This is a genomic window from Rhodococcoides fascians A44A, assembly GCF_000760735.1.
Classification (GTDB): Bacteria; Actinomycetota; Actinomycetes; order Mycobacteriales; family Mycobacteriaceae; genus Rhodococcoides; species Rhodococcoides fascians_E.
Genome location: NZ_JMEX01000007.1, coordinates 283,222 through 303,667, shown reverse-complemented (window position 1 = coordinate 303,667; position 20,446 = coordinate 283,222). Strand labels below are relative to the sequence as shown.

The window sequence follows — 20,446 nt, the reverse complement described above, 5'->3', positions numbered from 1 at the left end:
AGTTACATTAAAAACACGTTCGCACCATGTAGGAGGAAGCGATGACACTGACGTCAGAAGACGGCACGATCTCGATCGACCCGGACGCAGAGACCGAGAAGTACAACGAGACTCTGCGCCTTCTGTCCGAGGGCTCGGTGCACAAGCATTTCGACCCGTACGTGGACATCGACTGGGAGTCCCCCGAGTTCGCGGTGACCGAGAACGATCGCCGGTGGATTCTCCCGACCAAGACCGACCCGATCGGTGGGCACGCCTGGTACCAGGCTCTGCCGGAGGACAAGCAGATCGCGATCGGCATGTGGCGCCAAGCCAACGTGGCCAAGGTCGGACTGCAGTTCGAGAACATCCTCATTCGCGGGATGATGCAGTACGTCTTCTCCCTGCCCAACGGTTCGGCCGAGGCGCGGTACTGCACTCACGAGTCGATCGAAGAGTGCAACCACACGCTGATGTTCCAGGAAATGGTCAACCGGGTCGACAACGACGCACCCGGCATGAGTCGGCCGATGAAGATGCTGTCGCCGATCATCCCGCTGTTCGCGTCGATCGCCCCCGAACTGTTCTTCGTCGGCGTCCTCGCAGGCGAGGAGCCGATCGACCACATCCAGAAGAGCGTGCTGCGGTCGGGCGAGGAAATCCACCCGATCATGCAGGGCGTCATGGCCATTCACGTTGCCGAGGAAGCACGCCACATCTCCTTCGCGCACCAGCTGCTGCGTCGTCGCGTACCCAAGATGTCCAAGGTGGGTCGCTTCTTCCTGTCGCTCGCTTTCCCGATCGTCATGCGGGTGCTGTGCGACGCGATCGTCATTCCCCCGAAGCGGTTCTGGAAGAAGTTCGACATCCCGGCGTCGGTCAAGAAGGACCTGTTCTGGGAGAGCGAGGAAGCCCAGCACACGCTGCAGGACTACTTCGGTGACGTGCGCATGCTCGCCAAGGACACCAAGATGATGAGCCGCCCGGCCAAGCTGATGTGGAAGCTGTGCGGAATCGACGGCAAGGCCTCGCGCTTCCGCAGCGAGCCGGACCGTAGCTCCAGCCAGTTCGCCGCCTGATTCTCCCCGTCCTTCACAGCGCCAGTTCTCTCCACAGCAGCGCCTGCCGTCAGGAATACTCATGCCCCACGTTGTCACCCAATCGTGTTGCAGCGACGCATCGTGCGTCTACGCATGCCCCGTCAACTGCATTCACCCGACACCCGACGAGCCTGATTTCCTGACGGCAGAGATGCTGCACATCGACCCGGCGTCGTGCGTCGACTGCGGGGCGTGCGTGTCGGCGTGCCCCGTCGACGCGATCGTTCCCAAGTCGAAGCTCACCGAGAGTCAGCTTCCGTTCCTCACGATCAACTCCGATTTCTACAAGCAGGAACGGCCGCCGCGTCCGATCCTCGCCCCGGTGTCGCCTGCACCAGCAGTCACCAAGGAACGCGAGCCGCTCCGTGTGGCGATCGTCGGCTCCGGCCCGTCGGCCATGTACGCGGCAGACGAGTTGCTGACGCAGCCCGGCGTGAAGGTCGACGTGTACGACAGACTCCCCCAGCCCCACGGTCTCGCTCGCCTCGGCGTGGCACCCGATCACGAGAAGACCCGTCAGGTGTCGCGTCTGTTCGACCAGATTGCCGCGCAGTCCGGTTTCGAGTTCCACCTCGATACCGAGATCGGCAAGGACATAACCCACGACCAGCTGCTCGAGACCCACCACGCGGTGATCTACGCCGTAGGCGCCTCACGCGACCGCGAGTTGACGATCGACGGCGCGGACCTCCCGGGACGGACGTCCGCTACCGACTTCGTCGCCTGGTACAACGGGCACCCGGACCACTCGCACCGCCGGTACGACCTGTCGCACAAGCGCGCCGTCATCGTCGGCAACGGCAACGTCGCTCTCGACGTCGCGCGCATTCTCACCATCGATCCCGAGCGACTCGTGGGCACCAACGTGCCGGATCACGTGGTGAAGACCCTGCGTGAGTCCAAGATCGAGGAAGTGCTCGTCGTGGGCCGACGCGGTGTCGCGCAGTCGGCGTTCACCGTTCCCGAGTTCGCCGGCCTCCTCTCGACCCCGGGCATCGACATCTCGCTGCACCACGACGAGATCCAACTCGATGCGACCACGGCCGCGCTGGCCGACGCCGACGACCTTCCCCACGCCGTCGCGCAGAAGCTACAGTTGCTGCGTCGCGTCGAGGACACCCCCGGCGGCGACAACAGGCGCATCGTGCTGCGCTACCTGCTCTCCCCTACCCGCATCCTCGGCGAAACCTCGGTCACCGGAGTCGAATTCGATCGGATGACGCTCGAGACGGACGAAAACGGAGGCGTGCGCAGCGTCGCGACGGGTGAGAAGGAAACCGTCGACGCCGGACTCGTGCTCACCTCGATCGGCTACCGAGGCGTCGCGCTTCCCGGTGTGCCCTTCGACGACCGTCGCGGAATCATCCCCAACGACGACGGCCGGGTGCTCGACTCCCCCGATGGTGAGGTCGTTCCCGGAACCTACGTGACCGGCTGGATCAAGCGCGGACCGTCGGGATTCATCGGAACCAACAAGTCCTGCGCGCAAGGGACCGTTCTGAACCTGGTCGAGGACTTCAACAACGGACTGCTCCCCGATCTCGGCGTCGCAGCCCCACCCCGCCGACAGTGGCGACTCCGTCGCACGTGAGTGGATTCGATGTCGTAGTGCCCTGATAGAACTTTCGTCGACAGCGTTGCCAGCCCCTCACTGGCGTCGACGACTCTTTCGACGAGGGGAACATTCATGGGCACTTCGGATCTGACTCGCGCCCCGCAGTGGTGGCTCGGGCACAGCAACATCGATATCGACATTCACACTCTGATGACCGCCGGAATCGATCTGGCGTCGAGTCTGCTGACGGACGAGACGGCACTGCACGCCTTCGTCGGTCGGCTCATGTACATCGAGAATCGGCTTTCGGCGACCCGGTTGTGCATCGAGAGCTCGGTGTTCTCCGCGTCGCTGCTGGAGACGGCGTTCGAGCGTGGGTGGATGCCTGCAGAACTCGTGCACGTCATCGGCCAGGGCGCGGACAAGGCAGCCGCACCGATGCTGGTGGTTCTTCTCGGCGAGCACGCACGGCGCAGTCATGCGTTCTCGCGTGCTCCCCAGGAGTGGATCGGGCAATTGCGCACGCTCGGTGTCGATCCAGGTGCGGAGCTCGCCGGCCTCCGCACCAACCGCCGAGTCACGCCGCGTGCGTTCTGGACCACTTTCCTGCACCTGAATGCCACCGTCCGCAGGTTGCCCATCTTGGAAATGACCGGGCCACCGCCGTCTCGTTGGGGTGAGAAGTCGCCATCCGGTCGCGTCAGGTCGGACGAGAAAGTGCTCAACAAGATTCGCGGATTGTTGGCCAAGGCGGAATCGTCGTCGTTCTCGGGAGAACGAGAATCGTTCTCCGCCAAGGCGCAGGAACTGATGACGCGCTACGCGATCGATACCGCGATGGTCGACGCGCGGTCGTCCGACCCCATCGACACCCGTGTCGCCGTCAGAAGATTCACCGTCGACAACCCTTACGTCGATGCGAAGATGCGGTTGTTCTCCTCCGTCGCTCGTCCCAACGGCGTCAGAACCGTTCACTACCGGAGTTTTCAGCTCGTCGCCGCGGTAGGCATGCCCGTCGATATCGACTTGTGCGAGTTGCTCTACACGTCGTTGTTGGTGCAGTCGTCGATGGAACTGGACGCGGTGGGTGTGGATCCGAGCAAGCGCGGCAGAGGTTTTCGCCGGTCGTTCCTGTTCGCCTATGCCGAGCGAGTCGAGGAGCGCATCACCGAGGCATTCCTCCGAGCTCGCACCGAGGCCGGCGAACACTACGGCACCGCCCTGGTCCCGGTCTTCGCCGAACGCGACCGAGCCGTCACGGCGCTGTTCGACGAGATGTTCCCGAAGCTGAAGTCGAGGAAGACCAGCTTCTCCAATCACAGTGGCTGGCAACATGGTCGGGTTGCTGCCGACCGCGCCGATATCACCGGAGGGCGAGAGAAGATCGAGGACTGACCCTCAGTACGCCGGGCCCGGACCGGTCGCCGTGATGCCGTGGTGAATCTCGGCGACATCCGGGTGGGCTCGTGTTCGCGACTTCCATGCGTTCTCGCCGTAGGTCGCGAAGATGGGGTTGGTGGGATCGTCCTCGACGCCCCGGCTTCGAGCGGCGAGTTCGTCCGGCAGTTCGACAATGGGAATCACGGCGTCGAGGGCTGGATTGAGGAAGAACGGAATGGATACTCGGTCGGTGCCCTCGCTGGGCGCGACGACGCGGTGGCGGGTGGCACGCAGATATCCCTGCGTTGCCACTTCGAGGAGCTCTCCGATGTTGACGATGAACGCGTCCTGGACGGGCGGAACGTCGATCCACTCGTCCGGCGAGAGCTCCACCTGTAGGCCTCGGGAGTCCGGCTCGACGAGCAGCAACGTCAACACTCCCGAATCCTTGTGCGCACCCACTCCTTGCGGGTTCTCGGAGCTTCCGGGGTACCGCACCACCTTGATCAGGGTTGCCGGGTTGTGTGCGAACGCGTCGTCGAACACGCCGGGTTCGGCACCGAGGGCCGTTGCCCATTGTCGTAGCAGCCGCAGGCCTACGTCGGACAGTTCCTGTTCCCATGCTTCGAACGCGGGACGCAGTTTCGGCAGCGCCGACGGCCAGAGGTTCGGACCCTGCAAGTGCCAGTAGCCCTCTGCCCCGTCGACGAGGGCACGTTCGGGGCCGATGTCGATCTGTTCGCGCCAGTCGGTTCGTCCGTTGGTGAGCTCTCCACCGAGACGCGAGTATCCACGGAACTGCGGACTTTTCAGTTGCGAGATCTCGTCCTTGGCGCCGTCGTCCAGGGCGAAGAACTCCCGTGCCAGGCGCAACACCTCTGCGATTCGGGATCCGGACACCCCGTGGCCGGTCAGGTAGAAGAACCCGGATTCGTGGGCGGCGGCGAGCAGATCGGCGCGAAAGCGCACCGGGTCGGAGTCCGCGTGTGTGAGGTCGAGAACCGGAAGCATGCTGTCCAGTATCGAACTCCGCATCGACATCCGCTAATGGTTAGCCCTTGCGCTAACCATTAGACGTTGATAGTTTGCCTTATGGCTCAGTTTTCGCCGACGCTCGATCTCGTCTTCCACGCACTGTCCGATCCCACCCGACGGGCCGTTCTCGCACGCCTCGGACGAGGGCCGGCAAGCGTCGGAGAGTTGGCCGAGCCGTTCTCCATGGCCCTACCGTCCTTCCTGAAACACATCCGCCTGCTGGAGGACAGCGGGTGCATTCTGACCCACAAGACCGGGCGAACACGTATCTGCACGCTCGTCGCGGATCCATTCTCCGCGGTCGAAATGTGGCTCGAGAAGCAGCGTTCCACCTGGGAAGCGCACACCGACCGTCTCGAACAGTTCGTCACCGAAACACAGGAGCCGTCATGACACACACGCAATCCGACCTCGATCTGACCGTCTCTCGGATCATTCGCGCACCACGCACACGAGTGTGGAAAGCCTGGACGACACCCTCCCAGCTGGAACAGTGGTGGGTCCCGAAGCCCGCTACGGCACGTGTCGTCGACCTCGACCTGCGACCGGGTGGATCGTTCGTCACCGAGATCAGTGAGACAGAAGAGACGTTCGGGCCGCACATCGCGGGATGCTTCCTCGACGTCGTCGACGGGGAACGATTGGTGTTCACGAATGCACTCACTGCAGGCTGGCGACCGGCTACCGACCCGTTCATCACTGCCGTCATCACGTTCGCCGACCACCCGGACGGGACCGAGTATCTCGCGACGGTCATGCACAAGGATGCAGCCACGGCTGCGCAGCACGTCGAGCTCGGTTTTCACGACGGGTGGGGAACCGTCACCCGGCAGCTCGCCGAACTGACCGAGGCCTGACAGGAAGTCCTCGACCCTTGACCGATGCCGACCGACCGCCTAACGTACAACCAAATGGTTGTAGATGAAGTGAGCGATGCCGATCTCGACCGCCTCTTCCAGGCGTTCGCGGACACCACTCGGCGCGACATCGTGTCCAGGCTTCTACGGAACGAGCATTCGGTGTCCTCGCTCGCCGCTCACTACTCCATGAGTTTCGCGGCCGTGCAGAAGCACGTTGCGATTTTGGAACGCGCTTCGGTCGTGAGCAAAGAGAAGCGCGGACGGGAGCAGATCGTGCGAATTCATTTGGTAGGCATCGAAAGAGCACGAGCACTGCTGGCCGAGTACGAAACGATCTGGCGCCGACGCGTCGACCGGATCGCCGATATCCTCGCCGAAGACCAGGGAGAACCCTCATGAGCGTCATCAGCACAACACAGAACCCCGACCGACTGAACTTCACGATCGTCGTCGAGTTCGACGCGACAGTCGACCGGGTGTGGCAGATCTGGGCCGACCCTCGTCAGCTCGAACGCTGGTGGGGCCCACCGACCTGGCCCGCGACCTTCGACACCCACGAGTTCGTCGAAGGTGGCAAGGCGCTCTATTACATGACCGGTCCCGACGGCGAGAAGGCCCGCGGTTGGTGGCGCATCACGTCACTGGACGCTCCGTCGAGCCTGTCGTTCGACGACGGTTTCGCCGACGACGACTGGAACCCCATCGACAACTTTGGCGTCACGAAGACCGCCGTCACGCTCGAGGACGTCGACGGACGTACCCGCATGACGACGGTCGCGACCTTCGTCAGTGCCGAGCAGATGAACACGCTCATCGAGATGGGCATGGAGGAAGGCATGAGCCTCGCCATGGGGCAGATCGACGCCGTGCTTGCTGGGTAGCGGCCGGAAACTACTGCGCCGCCCAGATTCCCAGTTCGTTTCCGCTCGGGTCGGTGAAGTGAAAGCGTCGACCTCCGGGGAATTCGTACGGCCCGTTGACCACTTCACCGCCGGCTGCGGTCACTGCGTCCAGTGACGCTTCCAGGTCGTCGGAGTAGAGCAGAACGAACGGGCCACCGGTCGGGCGTGGTTCGGTGGAGAGCGCGAGACCACCGACCTCGTCCCCGTCGGCGCCTTGGATTCCGGCGTACTCGGGCCCGTAATTGTTGAACCCCCAGCCGAATGCGCCGGAATAGAAGGCCTGAGCTGCGGCCAGGTCTGTCACTGTCAGTTCGATGTAGTTCAGTCGATGGTGCATGTTCTCGGCCATGTCGGCAGCCTACTTTCCATCACGAACCTGCGATGTTGACCAGCCAGTTGATGCCGAATCTGTCGGTGAGCATGCCGAAGGTGTCACCCCACGGGGCCTTGTTCAGACCCATCGTGTTCTGTGCCCCGTCGGCCAGTGTGTTCCAGTATCCGGTCAATTCGGCCTCGTCTTCGCCACTGAGCGAGACGGAGATGTTGTCGCCGACGTTCAGGTTCATGCTCGACGGCGTGTCCGCACCCATCAGAGTCAGACCGCTGGGCGAGACGAGTTGGCCGTGCATGATCTGGTCTTTCTCGGCCGGGTCGTCGCTCGCACCGAAGTCTGCGAACGTGTTGAGAGTGAGCTCGCCTCCGAACACGGAGTGGTAGAACTGCAGTGCCTCACGGGCGTCGCCGCGAAAGTTGAGATACGGATTCAGGCGGGTCGTCATGATGTCTCCTCGCGCTCGGTGCCGGCCACTTCGGGGTTCGACGACAATCCTAGGAGCCTGACCGCCGGCGGGGGCGTGTTCGGATATGTGCGGCATTCACGGGTTACGCGGCTCACCCAGCTTGACCACGATGACTCCGATCAGGATGAGAACGCCGCCCGAGATCTGAACGAGCCGTGGCGTTTCACCGAGAAGCAGCCAGGCGAAGAGCAGAGCCGACACCACTTCCGTGAGCCCGACGAACGACGCGAGTCTCGACCCCAGCCTGCGAATGGCGGCAATTCCGCAGACGTAGGCCAGCGCTGCCGTCACGATTCCCAGCCCGAGGACAGACCCCCACCAGGGCATGGTCGCGCCGGCGAGGACGACATCGTCGGTGTTCGCCGCGAAGGGAACCACTCCGAGCGCGCCTGCGACGAGCAGAATCGTTCCGCCGCACAGCAATCCGGCAGCGGCCAGCGTCAACGGGGGCAGCCCGTTTCCCTCGTCGGCGGACATGATCCAGTACACGGCCGCGCCCGCCATTGCTGCCAGCGCCCACAGGACCCCGAGGAGATCCAACGAAGCACCGGACACGAGATCGAGCACCAGGAACAGGCCGACGGCGGCGACGGCAGCGCCACCGACCGTCACCAGCGTCGGGCGCTGCCCTCGCCGCAACCACATCCACCCGATGACTGCCACCGGAGAGGTGAATTCGATGAGCAGCGCCACCCCGACCGGCATGTAGTTCACCGCGTTGAAGAATGCCAACTGGCAACCGGCGACGGCGAACACGCCGTAGGCGAGGATGGTGCGCAGATTCTTCGACAGCAGTGCCCACCGTCCCCGTAGCGCGAACATGCCGGGAACCAGAAGGACGGCGGCGGCGATCATGATCCTGGCCGTGACGGCGGACCCAGCCGTCCACCCGGCGTCGAGCAGGCTCTTCGCCAGCGGCCCGGACAGCCCGAACGCAGCCGATGAGACAACCGCCAATCCCAGGCCCGAGGCCAGCCTGGATGGAGTGGCTGCCATCCCACCCAAAGGAGTTCCGTCATTGGTCAACGCCGTCATGGCTCATTACAGTAGGAACCGATTGGTAAGGTGTCAACATGGTCTTCACCGATGACACCGCAGGTGCGCTGGTGTCCGCCGTAGCCTTGGCCAACTCGGGCGAGGATCCCGACACACTCGTGACCCGGGACCAGCTGAAGGAGTTCTTCGCCCGACACCACTACACGGGACGTTTTGACGGCGACGCAGCCGAGCTCGATGCCGTCCGCGCCCTACGTCCGTCGTTGCGGACCTTGCTGACGAGCGACCGTGACACTGCGGTGGAGCTCGTCAACACGATCCTGGCCGACGCCTGCGCCTTGCCCCGACTGGTCCGCCACGGCGAGACCGACTGGCACCTGCACGCGGTCAGCGACGACAGTCCCCTTGCGCGACGCATCGCCGTCGAGACCGCGATGGCGATGATCGACGTCATCCGCGCCGACGAATTCTCTCGTCTGACCATCTGTGCAGCCGACTGCGAGGGCATCGTGCTCGACCTCTCGCGTAATCGATCGCGCAAGTTCTGCAGCACAGCGTGCGGTAACCGCACCGCCGTCGCGGCGTACCGGACGAGGCAGGCCGGAACTTAACGCTCGCGCACCCTGTTCGCCGACGCCGCCCGAACCCAGAGGGCCAGCGAGATGAGCGCCAGCACCTCGGCGACCACCAGGGCGCGCTCGACGTAACCCAGCGTGACGACCCGGTACCAGGGAGTCGTCGTGGTCGCGCCGACGACGAGCGCGTACAGGATGGGGAGCAACGTGGCCACCGACAGGAATGCCAGGCCGAGCGTCGACCGCGCTCGAACACCCCACCGCCCGTCGCGTAACCACGGCAGAGCGAAGGCGATCACGGCGATCGGCACGCTCACGAACGCCATTGCCGCACCGGCCCGGTGGATGGCACCGCCGAGCCCGAGTGTGGCGTCGTTGCTCCAATCCTGTTTGGGGACGGCGACAACGGCGACGAGGCCGACGGTCCACAGCGTCAGGGCGACCGCCGCTGTCGATCGTGGCCTGACCAACCCGGTGCGAACCGCAGCCACCAGCGTCGCGGCGGATCCCAGCGCAAGAAGCAGCACTCCTGCGGTGAAGACCCACTGCTGGGCGCCGAGGCCGTACTCACTGATGGTTCGACGCAGGTGGCTGGCATTGCTCGCCGCGGTGTGAATGTCCAGCACGAGCACGAGGATGGAACCGAGGATGATGGCGACGGCACCGGCCGAGGCGGGTCGCACGAGGCGCGGGATATCGATCGTCACCCGATCCACTGTGCCCGAAGAATCCGACTTCAGGCTCGTCACCGACGTGGAAGTCACAGAACCGCGCAGGCCGCTTCAGCGAAGCACGCGGTACCAGTTCTCGACTTCACCGGGGATGCGTTCGAGGGTCACCCGTTCACCACCGGGGCGGTCGAAGAGACGCACACCGTCGCCGAGGAGAACCGGCGCCGTGAAGACCAGGATCTCGTCGAGCAGTCCTTCGTCGATGCACTGCCGGGCGACATCGGCACCCAGCACGTTGACATACTGCTCCCCCGCCGCAGCGGCAGCGCGTTCGACGGCTGCGTGCAGGTCGGTGGCGACCGAGACCCCGGGAATGGGATTCACCGGAGGTCGATGCGTCAGCAGCACGGTGGGGCCGTCGTACTGGCCACCGAACGCACCCTCGGCATCCGTGCCTCGATTGGGGTCGTCGCCGAAGAAGGTGACGGCTCCACACAGAATGGCCCCGATTCGGGACAGCAATCGATCCGCAGCCTCGTTCGGCTCCCCCACGTACTCGCTCAGCCAGGACATGTCCCCGCCTCTACCGGCGATGAATCCGTCGAGCGACATCGTCGCCGAATACAGCAGAGTTGCCATGACGTCGTACCTCTCTGGTCGGTTACATGGTGAGACTCGCCCCGAGCGGCGGAATCATCGGCCGGTCTCGACCGGAAATCCTCGCGCACGCATCTCGTCGACCAGCTTCTCGCGTGAGGACAGGAAGTCGCGATTCATCACTGTGTCGTTCGTCCGGAACAGCGAGGGCAGGAACGTCTCACCGGTGTCGTTACGAAGACCGGCGTCGGCTCCGGCTTTCACGAGCCGCAGGCACATGTCGACGTTGTTCACGGCCGCCGCCGAGAACAACGGAGTCTGGCGACTCACGGTCTGACGGGTGTCGAGTGACGCCCCCGCGTCGATCATCACGTCGAGCATGTCCTCGCGGCCATACAGCGCGATGCCGTGAACGGCGTTGCCGCCGAAGCGGTCCGGTGAGTCGACGAGGGTTGCATCCCAGTTCAGCAGCGCCTCCACGGATTCGATGTCGTCTCGCAGCACTGCATAGTTGAGGGCGTTGTAGCCACCGACGGTCTGGGCGCGGGCGTCGGCTCCGGCCTCCAGGAGAGTGGTCACCGTCGACGCCGAACCGAACTCGACCGCCCACAGCAAAGGTGTGATCGCTGCGCGTTTGGGGTCGTGGTCGTTGCTCGGCGACTCGATGTCTGCGCCGTCCTCGACGAGGGAACGCACCTCGTCCAGGTTCCCCTTCTGCGCGGCGTCCAGCAGAGCGACGACCCGCGGATCGTCGAAGTACTTGTCCGCGTCCGCTCCGAAGAACCTGGACAGCGGCTCGAACGCACAACCGGAGAGGCAGAGAGCCACCAACAACGGAAGCGCCCATTTCGTGACCTTCGGCATGGCCGGTCCTTTCGTTCGATGTCGAACGACTGTATGCGCGAGGGAACAGCGGGCGGATCGGTGAAACTACTCGAGTCCGGTACTATGACGCGCAGCATAGAACCGCCGATCAGAGCAGGGGAACGATGTCCGACGATCATCAGTTCGACGAGGCCATTGCACTCGAGAGCATCAGTCCCGGGGTGTTCCTGGGCCGCACCTCGGCGCCATACAACAACATGGTCGGCCCGTTCGGTGGCGTGACGGCAGCAGCCTTCGTGCGCGCTGTCCGTCTGCATCCGGATCGTCTCGGCGACCCGATCTCGCTCACGATCAACTTCGCCGGCCCCATCGCCGAGGGCGAATTCGAGATCTCGACGCGCGCGGTGCGCACCAATCGATCGAACCAGCACTGGTACCTGGAATTGACCCAGGACGGCGTCGTTGCGACGACGGCAACCGCCGTCTTCGGCACTCGACGCGACACATGGGACGACGACGAAGCGACTCCCCCGGCCGTGCCTGCGCCGTCGGAGCTCGAGTCCGGCGGTTTCCCGGAGTTCATCGCGTGGGCGCGAAACTACGAAATGCGCTTCGCCGCAGGACCGTTGAGCGAGAACGAAGCCGCGGACTCCGCCATCGCCCTGTGGGTGAGGGACACCCCGGCACGCGCATTGGATTTCGAGTCACTGACGTCCATGTGCGACGTGTTCTACCCACGAGTCTTCCAGCGCCGCGGCAAGTACGTGCCCGCCGGCACCATCTCGCTCACCATCCACTACTTCGCGACGGCCGACGATCTTGCTGTGCAGTCGGATTCGTTCGTTCTCGCGAACGCCGCAGCCCGACGGTTCCACAAGGGGTACTTCGATCAGTCGGCCGAACTGTGGAGCAGCGACGAGAAGCTACTGGCGACAAGCCATCAGGTGGTCTACTACAAGGACTGAGCGCCTATTCTCGAATGGAGCTGACGGTGAAGGGCTCCACCGGATCTCCTCCCCGCTTGTCGAACTGACTGTTCACCACGAGCAGGCGATCGTCCGTGGCAGCGACGGTCGTCGGGTAGGCGAAGGATCCGTCGGTGATCTCTCCGACGACTCGGCCGGACCTACCGTCGTCGGACAGATCCACCCGTGAGATGAGTCCGTCGCGATTGCGGACGACGTAGAGCGTGTCGTCGTCGAGCTCGAGTCCGTCGGCGTTCACGAGAGTCCGACCGCCGAGATCGACCTGGGTGACTTCCTTCGACCGTCCGTCGACTCGGTACAGGTTTCCGGTGGACGACTGCGCGACGACCAGCGCGCCGTCGTCGACCTCCACAATGCCGTTGGCGTTGAAACCCTCGCCGTACTGGAACGGGGTGCCGTCGAAGTCGACGAAGGTTTCGAGCGGACCGTCCTGAGCTCCGTCGCGCACCTGCACTGCCGGAATGCGGAACAGCGCAGGGCTGCGCGAATCGGTGACGAACACGTCGCCGTTGTCGGCGATCGCGACGTCGTTCAGGAATGTCGCGTCCTCGCCGAGGCCGTTGGTGAACGTGCCGACGAGGGCACCGGACACACTGTCGTAGACCCAGACCTTGCCGGTGGGTCCCCCTGCGATGACGAGCCGGTTCACGTCGTCGACGTCGTTGTCGTCGTCGTCGTTGTCGCCGTCGGAGACGTCGAGGCCCGCCGCGGCGGTTCGCCCGTCTGCACCGCCGGGCAGGAACACCTGCAGCTCAGGGGTGCCGAGCGTTCCCCGGAACACCGTTCCGTCACCCGTCGACGTCACGTAGAACGTCTCGTCGTCGGCGGCGATGCCTTCGGGAAACACATCCTTTCCCGGCAGGGTGTAGATATCGGCGTTCGACGGAGAAGGTGTCGATGCCGACGACGCCGGCGCCTGAGACGAGGACGTGGTGTCAGGCGCTGCGGCCGGTGTCGGATCGGAGGATCCGCATGCCGCCGCAAGCGCGGTGACGGCAGCAAGGGCAGGAATCACGAAGGGGGCGCGTTTCACCCTCCCGAGTGTTCCATATGTCCGAAATATTGGCTGCCGTCCCACGTCACAGCGGCATCTGCACCCCGGCAGTTTCGGCGACGCCGCCCTGGCCGTCGAAGGACAGTTGCCGCACGGCCACTTTTTCGACGAAGAACCGGTCGTGGCTGACGAGGATCACGGCGCCGGGGAAGGCGATGAGGGCGCGTTCGAGCACTTGTGTACTGGCCAGGTCCAGGTGGTTGGTGGGCTCGTCGAGGACGATGACGCCTGCTCCGAACAACAGGCACTGCGCCAAAGCGACACGTGCTTTCTGCCCGCCGGACAGGACGCCGATGCGCGTCTTGAGATCGAGTTCCGAGAATTGGAGCAAGGTCAGGAAGCGATTGACTTCCTTCTTCGTGGCGGTGAATGCCAGGCTGCCGGGCATGGCGTTCACTGCGTGCGTGACGGTGTCGTCGGGGTCCAGGTCCGCGAGTACCTTGTTGTAGTAGATGAACGACGGCGCTTTGGTCTTCCACTTGACCTTGCCGGCGTCGGGTTGCTGTGCGCCGGTGAGGATGTCGACGAGAGTTGTCTTTCCGCATCCGTTGGGGCCGGTGATCGCGATCCGGTCTCCTCGGTGAATCTCGAAGGACACGTCGGAGAAAAGATCCTGATCGCCATGGCGTTTGGAGATCCCGCTGATTTCCGCCAGGTTGTCGTGGACGTGCAGACCCCCGTAGATGGCGGTGACCACGGTGTCGACGGGTCGAGGATTCTTGGCCTTCTTGATGTTCGCGAGCCTGCGCTTGAGGACGCCGCTCGGGTTCTTCAGCGCTTCTTTTCTATCGGAGATGGCTTCCTGTTCGTACGCCAGCAACTGCTGTTCGCTACTGAATTCTCGTTCGAGGTTTTTCAGCCGGAACTGCTTCTGCACAACGTATTCCGAGTACGAACCGTCGTACGTCTGCAGGTGATGGTTCTCGATCTCGACGATGCTGGTGACCACCTGCTCGAGAAAGTGCCGGTCGTGCGACACCACCAGCAGGGCTCCGCGGAAGTCTCGCAGCCAGCGTTCGAGCCACGCGATGCCTGCGACGTCGAGGAAGTTGGTGGGCTCGTCGAGCAACAGTACGTCCGGCGCTTCGAGCAGAATCTTCGCGAGCGCGGCGCGGTTTCTCCAGCCGCCGGACAACTTGCCGACGGGAAGATCCCGACGGTCGGCGTTGAACCCGAGCATGGACAGCACGGTGTCGATCTGTTGGTGGTAGGTCCAGCCACCGCTGTTGTCCATCGCCTCGAGCAACTCGGCCTGGCGATCGACCAGCTTGTACATCTGCTTCTCGTCCAGATCGCCACCCAACGCTGCCTCGACCGCGGCGAGCTCGGATTCGATCGCATGCACTGCCGTGAAGAGCGACTCCAGCTCGGCTTGGATGCTGCGCTCACCGTCGAGTTCCGAGAACTGGGAGAAGTACCCGATGCGGGCACCGTCGGTGACGTCGACGATTCCGGAATCCGGCTGCTCACGCCCCAACAGCAGCTGCAGCAGGGTCGTCTTGCCGGTGCCGTTGCGTCCGATCAGGCCGATCCTCTCGCCGTCGGCGAGCTTGAAGAACACCTCCCGAAGCATCACCTTGCCGTCGTATCCCTTGGCGACGTCGTTCATGCGGATCCAACTCAAACGAAACAGCTCCTACTAGGGATGTGACCGGGTATCGCCGACAACTGTAGGCCAGTTCGCGGCGATCCCCGTCCACGCTCATCCCACGAGAGCCGGTAGCACGAGGTCGCGGTAGCGCTGTTTCATCGTGTCGACGACCAGGTCGCAGTCGGTGTCCCAGACTGCGGTGTTGAAGATCTCGACTTCGACGTCGCCGCGATAGCCTGCCTCGCGTACCCAGGTGCCGATGGTCGTGAAGTCGATGACGCCGTCCCCCATCATTCCGCGGGAGAGCAGTGGGTCGGCTTCCATCGGAACCAGCCAGTCGCACACCTGGTAGGAGCTGATGCGGCCGCGTCGTCCCGCGGTGCGGATCAGCTCTTCCAGGTTTGGATCCCACCAGATGTGGAAGGTGTCGACGACGACGCCGACGGTCTCGGCCGGGTGGGGTTCGGCCATGGACAGTGCCTGTCCCAGAGTGGAGATGACGGCGCGGTCGGCAACGTACATCGGATGCAGCGGTTCGAGTGCGATTCGTACTCCCCGCTCGCGGGCGTAGGGAACCAACTGGGCCAAGCGATCTTCGACGCGGGCGCGGGCGCCGATCAGGTCCTTGTCCGGGATTCCTCCCATCACCATGACCAGTTCCGGCGCTCCGAGTTCTGCAGCCTCGTCGAGTGCACGGCGGTTGTCGTCGAGCCCGTCGTCGTCGAGGGCAGTCAGAAATCCGCCTCGGCACAGGCTCGATACGCGCAGGCCTGCGTCGGACACCAGCTTTGCAGCCTGCGCCACACCGACTTCGTGTACGCGGTCTCGCCATGGGCCGACGGCGCCGAGCCCGGCGCGGGCGGCGCCGTCGACTGCTTCCTTCAAGGTCCACCTGTTGACTGTCTTGGTGTTCAACGACAATGCAGCGTAGGGGTTGTCGAGGTCGTAGCAGGCAAGCGTCACGACGTGACTCCGTTCAGTTCCAGGAACAGCTCCATGCGGTGCACGGCCAACGAGGGATCGTCGAGCAGACCTGCTCTGTCGGCCAGGACGAACAACTGCGTCAGATGTTCGACGCTTCGGCCCGACGCCAGGCCCCCGACCATCGAGAACCCCGGTTGTTTTCCGCGCAGCCAGGACAGGAAGGCGATACCGGTCTTGTAGTAATAGGTGGGCGCGGAGAAGATGTGGCGTCCCAGCTCTTGCGTCGACCGCAGGATCTCCTCTGCACGTACGGTATTGCCGCGGTCGAGTTCCTGCAGGGCCGTCGACGCCGCGGGGTAGATGCCGGCGAAGATGCCGAGCAAAGCGTCGGAGTGGCCGTGCTCGTCGCCGATGATCAACTCCGGGTAGTTGAAGTCGTCTCCGGTGTACAACCGCACGCCCGACGGTAGTGCTCGGCGCAAGGCGATCTCGTGCTGTGCGTCGAGCAGGGAGACCTTGACGCCGTCGACCTTGTCCGCGTGCTCGTCGACGAGTCCGCGGAACACCGAGGTGGCCTCGTCGATGTCGACGCTTCCCCAGTAACCGGCGAGTGCCGGGTCGAACATGGTGCCCAGCCAGTGCAGGATGACGGGCCGATCGACTTCGCGAAGCAACGTCGAGTAGACGTAGCGGTAGTCGTCCGGTGACGCCGCGACCTTGGCGAGAGCGCGCGAGGCCATGACGATGACGTTGGCACCTGCTTCGGTGACGACGGCGATCTGCTCACGGTAGGCGCCCAGGACCATCTCGAGCCCGGCTGGACCCGTCGGCACGGCGTCGAGGTCCAGTTGGTCCGTTCCGGCACCACAGGCCAGCAGTCCCCCGACCCGTGCCGCTTCCGCACCCGAACGCCTGATCAGCTCCGCGGTCGCGGCCCAGTCCAACCCCATCCCGCGCTGGGCTGTGTCCATGGCGTCGGCGACACCGAGTCCGTAGGACCAGAGTTCGCGACGGTAGGCAAGCGTTGCGTCCCAGTCGATGTCCGCGAGTGCGCCGGGCGTGTTGTCTCCGGTCGCACGCGGGACGACGTGCGCGGCGGCGTAGACGATGCGCGAGGTGATCGGGCTCGTCGGCCGTGTCCACTCCCCTGGCTCTCCCAGCGTGCGAATGCCTCTGCCCGGCAATGCTATCGCCACACGCTGATCGACCGCGGTCACAGCGTGATCTCCGGAACGTCGAGTCGGCGGCCTTCTGTGGAGCTGCGGAGACCGAGCTCGGCCAGTTGCACTCCCCGAGCGGCGGAGAGCAATCCGTACCGGTGTGGTCGCTCGGCGATCACGTCACGGAGGAATTCTTCCCACTGCAGCTTGAAGCCGTTGTCGAGCTCCGCGTTCGCGGGTACGTCGAGCCACTGCTCGCGGAACGGTTCCGTCACCGGGAGATCCGGGTTCCACACGGGCTTCGGTGTGTGGGATCGGTGCTGGGCGACGCATGTGCGCAGCCCGGCGACTGCGGATCCGTGCGTGCCGTCGACCTGGAATTCGACGAGTTCGTCGCGGAACACCCGCACCGCCCACGACGAATTGATCTGGGCGACGACGCCGTTCTCGAGCTCGAAGATGCCGTAGGCGGAATCGTCGGCGGTCGCTGTGTATTCGCGCCCCTGCTCGTCCCAGCGTGTCGGGATGTGGGTCGACGCTTTGGCGGTGACGGTCTCGACCTTGCCGAGGATGCCTTCGAGAACGTAGTTCCAGTGGCAGAACATGTCGATGATGATGCCGCCGCCGTCCTCGGAGCGGTAGTTCCAGCTGGGACGCTGCGCCGGCTGACCGTCGCCTTCGAAGACCCAGTAACCGAATTCGCCTCGCAGCGAGAGAATTCGACCGAAGAATCCCTCGTCGACCAGTCTCTTGAGCTTCACCAACCCTGGCAGGTAGAGCTTGTCGTGCACGACTCCTGCGGTGACGGAGGCGTTCTCGGCGATGCGGGCCAGTTCGATCGCTTCGGTGAGGGTCTCTGCGGTCGGCTTCTCGGTGAAGATGTGCTTGCCCGCCTTCATCGCCGACGCCAGTGCTTCGGCCCGTCGCGAGGTCACCTGGGCGTCGAAGTAGATGTCGATGCTCTGATCGTCGATGACGGATGCGGCGTCGGTGCTGTATTCCGTGATGCCGTGCAGTGCGGCGAGTTCCTGCAGCTTGGCTTCGTTGCGACCGACGAGGATCGGCTCGACCTGGACGCGTGAGCCGTCGGCGAGAAGGACGCCGCCTTCCTCGCGAATGGGGAGGATCGAACGCAGGAGGTGCTGACGGTAACCCATGCGGCCGGTGACACCGTTCATGGCGATACGCAGGGTACGAGTGGGGTTGGGCATAGCAGTTGCCTGTTCTTCAGGAGGGACGTCGAGGTGTTCACGGACGTTCAGGGCTGGGGACGGGCTGAGCCGTCGGGAAGGGTTCCAGAAACGGTGTGGCGGAAAGTTCCACACGCGTCGAGCGAACAAGTCAGCTTCGGAATGCGCTTTCCAAGCTATGCTGTCCACGTCGGTTGGTCAAGCGGCAACTCGAGGAGAATCGATCATGGCGGCAGTCAGACTGCAGGACGTGGCCGCGGCGGCCGGGGTTTCCCAGGCCACTGCGTCGAGAGTCCTCAACGGTTCCTCGCGAATCCCGGGAGAAGGCGTCGCAGACCGGGTTCGCGCAGCCGCGGCAGACCTCGGCTATGTGGCGAATGCCCAGGCCCAGGCGCTCGCGCGGTCCTCCACCGGCCTGATCGGGCTGGTGGTCCACGACGTTGCGGATCCGTACTTCTCCTCGATCGTGCGCGGAGTGCAGAACGAGGCGCGCGCAGCCGGCAAGCTGGTCCTCCTGGCCAGCACAGAGCGCGATTTCGACATCGAACGCCAGTCGGTCAGCACCTTCATCTCGCACCGCGCCGACGCCATCATTCTGGCCGGCTCGCGTCAGAGCGGTGACCTGGATCGAGATCTGGAGAAGGAATTCGCTGCGTATCGAAAGAACGACGGAAAAGTGGTGGTCATCGGGCAACCGCTACCGTTCGGCGCGGCCGTCGAACCGGAGAACTTCGTGGCGTCAGCGGCACTCGCCGAGGCATTGATCGGCGAGGGTCACCGACGGTTCGCGATCATCGGCGGGCCCGGCAACATCCGCACGTCGGTGGACCGGCGAAACGGTTTCGTCGACGCCCTGGCCAGGCACGGTTTGGCCCCGGAAATCGAAGTGGCGGGCGACTTCTCACGGGACGGCGGTTTCAGCGCTGCCCGACGCCTCGCCGCGGCGCTGGAATTGCATCCCGGCTCCGAGACCGCGCCGCCCTGCGTCTTCGCCGTCACGGACGTGATGGCGATCGGCGCCATTGCGGCGTGGCGCAGCCAGGGCCTTCGCGTGCCCGACGATATCTGCGTCGCGGGTTTCGACGACATCCCGACGCTGCGGGATCACTTTCCGAGCCTGACGACCGTCGCCCTGTCGCTCGTGGAGATCGGTGAGCGTGCGGTGAAGCTCGCTCTCGACGGGGAGCAAAACACGCACGAGTACGCCCCCGGCACCGTCGTGTTGCGTGCGAGCAGCGCTCTGACCAGGTGAACTTTAAGAACTCTTGACAGTGTGGGCGCGGTCACACTACATTCGCTTCAGCTTCGGAAAGCGCATTCCAGCGGGAGCGTCGTAGCCCGCCCACTACTAGCTCGAGGACTTCTCATGGCGGTAACAACGTCGGTCGAGATCCGTTCCGCTGAGCCGTCGGCAACACACCCTGCGCCGACGGATCATCGACGGAGCTTCAAGAACATTCTGCCCTCCTTCCGAAACACGTGGTCCGGACTGTGGCGCCCGCTCGCGCTCGTGGCCGTACTGGTAGCAGCATGGTGGGCGGTGACCGAGTCGGAACTCGTCGCGCCCTACATCCTCCCGTCGCCCAGCGACACCTGGTCGACAATGGCGGACAACGCCTCGTACCTCGCCGGGCACACCTGGGTCACCACGTACGAGACCATCGCCGGATTCGTGATCGCCGCGCTCGTCGGCGAAGCTGTTGCGGTGCTGATGATCTACTCGTCGAGCATCGAGAAGACGATGTATCCACTCATCCTCTTCGCTCAGGTCATTCCCAAGATCGCCATCGCACCACTGTTCGTCGTGTGGCTCGGATTCGGAGCCAGCCCCAAGATCCTCGTCGCCGTGTTGATGGCGTTCTTCCCCATCGTCATCGCCGGCATGGCCGGGCTGCGTTCGGTGGACCCCGAGATCCTCGAACTCACCTCCACGATGGGCGCCAGCAAATGGAAGACCTTCGCCAAGGTCCGGTTCCCGGCGTCGTTGCCGCAGTTGATGTCCGGACTGAAGATCGCCGCGACACTCGCCGTCACCGGAGCGGTCGTCGGTGAATTCGTCGGGGCCAACGAAGGACTCGGCTACGTCATCCTCCAGGCGAACGGAAACATCGACACCGCAATGTTGTTCGCGGCGCTGATCATCATGTCCGCCCTCGGCATCATCCTCTTCATGATCATCGAGATCGCAGAGAAGTTCCTCATCCCCTGGCACGCGTCGCGTCGATCCACTGCATCCGCGTCCGCCGTCTGACACATCGGAGAAATC

Annotated in this window: 23 protein-coding genes; 11 read left to right on the top strand and 12 right to left on the bottom strand. The window is 64.2% G+C overall.

Annotated elements, in window-relative coordinates; all coding sequences use genetic code 11:
- Nucleotides 1–41 precede the first annotated feature (41 nt).
- From BH95_RS11815 to BH95_RS11805, 3 genes are all read left to right on the top strand, one after another.
- On the top strand, nucleotides 42–1,058 hold the full coding sequence (locus tag BH95_RS11815) for an AurF N-oxygenase family protein (protein WP_037182303.1): 1,017 nt from the start codon (nucleotides 42–44) through the stop codon (nucleotides 1,056–1,058).
- A gap of 61 nt (nucleotides 1,059–1,119) precedes the next feature.
- A complete protein-coding gene (locus BH95_RS11810; RefSeq protein ID WP_179278525.1) occupies nucleotides 1,120–2,670 on the top strand; it encodes an FAD-dependent oxidoreductase in 1,551 nt (516 codons plus the stop codon).
- Between the two features lie 96 nt (nucleotides 2,671–2,766).
- The gene (locus BH95_RS11805) at nucleotides 2,767–4,029 is read left to right on the top strand and encodes a DUF2786 domain-containing protein (protein WP_019666698.1); all 1,263 of its coding nucleotides are present in this window, start codon (nucleotides 2,767–2,769) and stop codon (nucleotides 4,027–4,029) included.
- Between the two features lie 3 nt (nucleotides 4,030–4,032).
- Here the strand turns inward: BH95_RS11805 and BH95_RS11800 are convergent, their stop codons facing one another.
- Nucleotides 4,033–5,025, bottom strand: coding sequence for an isopenicillin N synthase family dioxygenase (locus BH95_RS11800; protein WP_019666699.1), 993 nt, complete (start codon nucleotides 5,023–5,025; stop codon nucleotides 4,033–4,035).
- Nucleotides 5,026–5,106: 81 nt separating this feature from the next.
- On the opposite strand from BH95_RS11800, the gene BH95_RS11795 reads away from it, so the two are divergent.
- From BH95_RS11795 to BH95_RS11780, 4 genes are read left to right on the top strand one after another with little or no spacing between them, the layout of a single operon-like run.
- Nucleotides 5,107–5,442: an ArsR/SmtB family transcription factor gene (locus tag BH95_RS11795; protein ID WP_019666700.1), complete on the top strand. Its 336-nt coding sequence runs from the start codon at nucleotides 5,107–5,109 to the stop codon at nucleotides 5,440–5,442.
- Nucleotides 5,439–5,906: an SRPBCC family protein gene (locus BH95_RS11790; RefSeq protein ID WP_019666701.1), complete on the top strand. Its 468-nt coding sequence runs from the start codon at nucleotides 5,439–5,441 to the stop codon at nucleotides 5,904–5,906. Before BH95_RS11795 ends, BH95_RS11790 begins: the two co-directional genes overlap by 4 nt.
- A gap of 24 nt (nucleotides 5,907–5,930) precedes the next feature.
- Nucleotides 5,931–6,308: an ArsR/SmtB family transcription factor gene (locus BH95_RS11785; RefSeq protein WP_230594070.1), complete on the top strand. Its 378-nt coding sequence runs from the start codon at nucleotides 5,931–5,933 to the stop codon at nucleotides 6,306–6,308.
- A complete protein-coding gene (locus BH95_RS11780) occupies nucleotides 6,305–6,790 on the top strand; it encodes an SRPBCC family protein (protein ID WP_037182301.1) in 486 nt (161 codons plus the stop codon). Before BH95_RS11785 ends, BH95_RS11780 begins: the two co-directional genes overlap by 4 nt.
- Before the next feature lie 10 nt (nucleotides 6,791–6,800).
- On the opposite strand, the gene BH95_RS11775 is transcribed toward BH95_RS11780, so the two are convergent.
- The 3 genes from BH95_RS11775 to BH95_RS11765 all read right to left on the bottom strand — a co-directional run bounded on the left by BH95_RS11775 (nucleotide 6,801) and on the right by BH95_RS11765 (nucleotide 8,646).
- On the bottom strand, nucleotides 6,801–7,160 hold the full coding sequence (locus BH95_RS11775; protein WP_019666704.1) for a VOC family protein: 360 nt from the start codon (nucleotides 7,158–7,160) through the stop codon (nucleotides 6,801–6,803).
- A 19-nt stretch (nucleotides 7,161–7,179) separates the two neighbouring features.
- On the bottom strand, nucleotides 7,180–7,590 hold the full coding sequence (locus tag BH95_RS11770) for a VOC family protein (RefSeq protein WP_019666705.1): 411 nt from the start codon (nucleotides 7,588–7,590) through the stop codon (nucleotides 7,180–7,182).
- A 96-nt stretch (nucleotides 7,591–7,686) separates the two neighbouring features.
- Nucleotides 7,687–8,646, bottom strand: a complete 960-nt coding sequence (locus BH95_RS11765; protein ID WP_020113000.1) for an EamA family transporter — start codon at nucleotides 8,644–8,646, stop codon at nucleotides 7,687–7,689.
- Between the two features lie 38 nt (nucleotides 8,647–8,684).
- On the opposite strand from BH95_RS11765, the gene BH95_RS11760 reads away from it, so the two are divergent.
- The gene (locus tag BH95_RS11760) at nucleotides 8,685–9,218 is read left to right on the top strand and encodes a CGNR zinc finger domain-containing protein (RefSeq protein WP_037182299.1); all 534 of its coding nucleotides are present in this window, start codon (nucleotides 8,685–8,687) and stop codon (nucleotides 9,216–9,218) included.
- Here BH95_RS11760 and BH95_RS11755 read toward each other — a convergent pair.
- The 3 genes from BH95_RS11755 to BH95_RS11745 form a co-directional block, all read right to left on the bottom strand.
- Nucleotides 9,215–9,889 (bottom strand): DUF998 domain-containing protein, encoded by a 675-nt coding sequence (locus BH95_RS11755; protein WP_244164940.1) that lies wholly within the window; start codon nucleotides 9,887–9,889, stop codon nucleotides 9,215–9,217. The two genes, BH95_RS11760 and BH95_RS11755, sit on opposite strands and share 4 nt — an antisense overlap.
- 75 nt (nucleotides 9,890–9,964) lie before the next feature.
- Nucleotides 9,965–10,492, bottom strand: a complete 528-nt coding sequence (locus BH95_RS11750) for a dihydrofolate reductase family protein (protein WP_020112998.1) — start codon at nucleotides 10,490–10,492, stop codon at nucleotides 9,965–9,967.
- A gap of 54 nt (nucleotides 10,493–10,546) precedes the next feature.
- A complete protein-coding gene (locus tag BH95_RS11745) occupies nucleotides 10,547–11,314 on the bottom strand; it encodes an ankyrin repeat domain-containing protein (RefSeq protein ID WP_037182297.1) in 768 nt (255 codons plus the stop codon).
- Between the two features lie 125 nt (nucleotides 11,315–11,439).
- Between BH95_RS11745 and BH95_RS11740 the strand changes: the two genes are divergently transcribed.
- Nucleotides 11,440–12,240 carry an acyl-CoA thioesterase gene (locus BH95_RS11740; RefSeq protein WP_033187830.1) on the top strand — a complete coding sequence of 267 codons (801 nt, stop codon included), beginning with the start codon at nucleotides 11,440–11,442 and terminating at the stop codon, nucleotides 12,238–12,240.
- A gap of 4 nt (nucleotides 12,241–12,244) precedes the next feature.
- Here the strand turns inward: BH95_RS11740 and BH95_RS11735 are convergent, their stop codons facing one another.
- The 5 genes from BH95_RS11735 to BH95_RS11715 all read right to left on the bottom strand — a co-directional run bounded on the left by BH95_RS11735 (nucleotide 12,245) and on the right by BH95_RS11715 (nucleotide 18,201).
- Nucleotides 12,245–13,294, bottom strand: a complete 1,050-nt coding sequence (locus tag BH95_RS11735) for an SMP-30/gluconolactonase/LRE family protein (protein ID WP_037182296.1) — start codon at nucleotides 13,292–13,294, stop codon at nucleotides 12,245–12,247.
- Nucleotides 13,295–13,340: 46 nt separating this feature from the next.
- Nucleotides 13,341–14,924, bottom strand: a complete 1,584-nt coding sequence (locus tag BH95_RS11730; protein WP_037182295.1) for an ABC-F family ATP-binding cassette domain-containing protein — start codon at nucleotides 14,922–14,924, stop codon at nucleotides 13,341–13,343.
- 93 nt (nucleotides 14,925–15,017) lie between these two features.
- A complete protein-coding gene (locus BH95_RS11725; protein ID WP_019666714.1) occupies nucleotides 15,018–15,869 on the bottom strand; it encodes a sugar phosphate isomerase/epimerase family protein in 852 nt (283 codons plus the stop codon).
- A complete protein-coding gene (locus BH95_RS11720) occupies nucleotides 15,866–17,047 on the bottom strand; it encodes a dihydrodipicolinate synthase family protein (RefSeq protein ID WP_037182294.1) in 1,182 nt (393 codons plus the stop codon). Before BH95_RS11720 ends, BH95_RS11725 begins: the two co-directional genes overlap by 4 nt.
- Nucleotides 17,044–18,201, bottom strand: coding sequence for a Gfo/Idh/MocA family protein (locus tag BH95_RS11715; RefSeq protein WP_037182293.1), 1,158 nt, complete (start codon nucleotides 18,199–18,201; stop codon nucleotides 17,044–17,046). Before BH95_RS11715 ends, BH95_RS11720 begins: the two co-directional genes overlap by 4 nt.
- Nucleotides 18,202–18,406: 205 nt before the next feature.
- Here BH95_RS11715 and BH95_RS11710 point away from each other — a divergent pair, with 205 nt between their 5' ends.
- Nucleotides 18,407–19,432 (top strand): LacI family DNA-binding transcriptional regulator, encoded by a 1,026-nt coding sequence (locus BH95_RS11710; protein WP_037182292.1) that lies wholly within the window; start codon nucleotides 18,407–18,409, stop codon nucleotides 19,430–19,432.
- Nucleotides 19,433–19,546: 114 nt separating this feature from the next.
- A complete protein-coding gene (locus BH95_RS11705; RefSeq protein WP_019666718.1) occupies nucleotides 19,547–20,431 on the top strand; it encodes an ABC transporter permease in 885 nt (294 codons plus the stop codon).
- Nucleotides 20,432–20,446 lie beyond the last annotated feature (15 nt).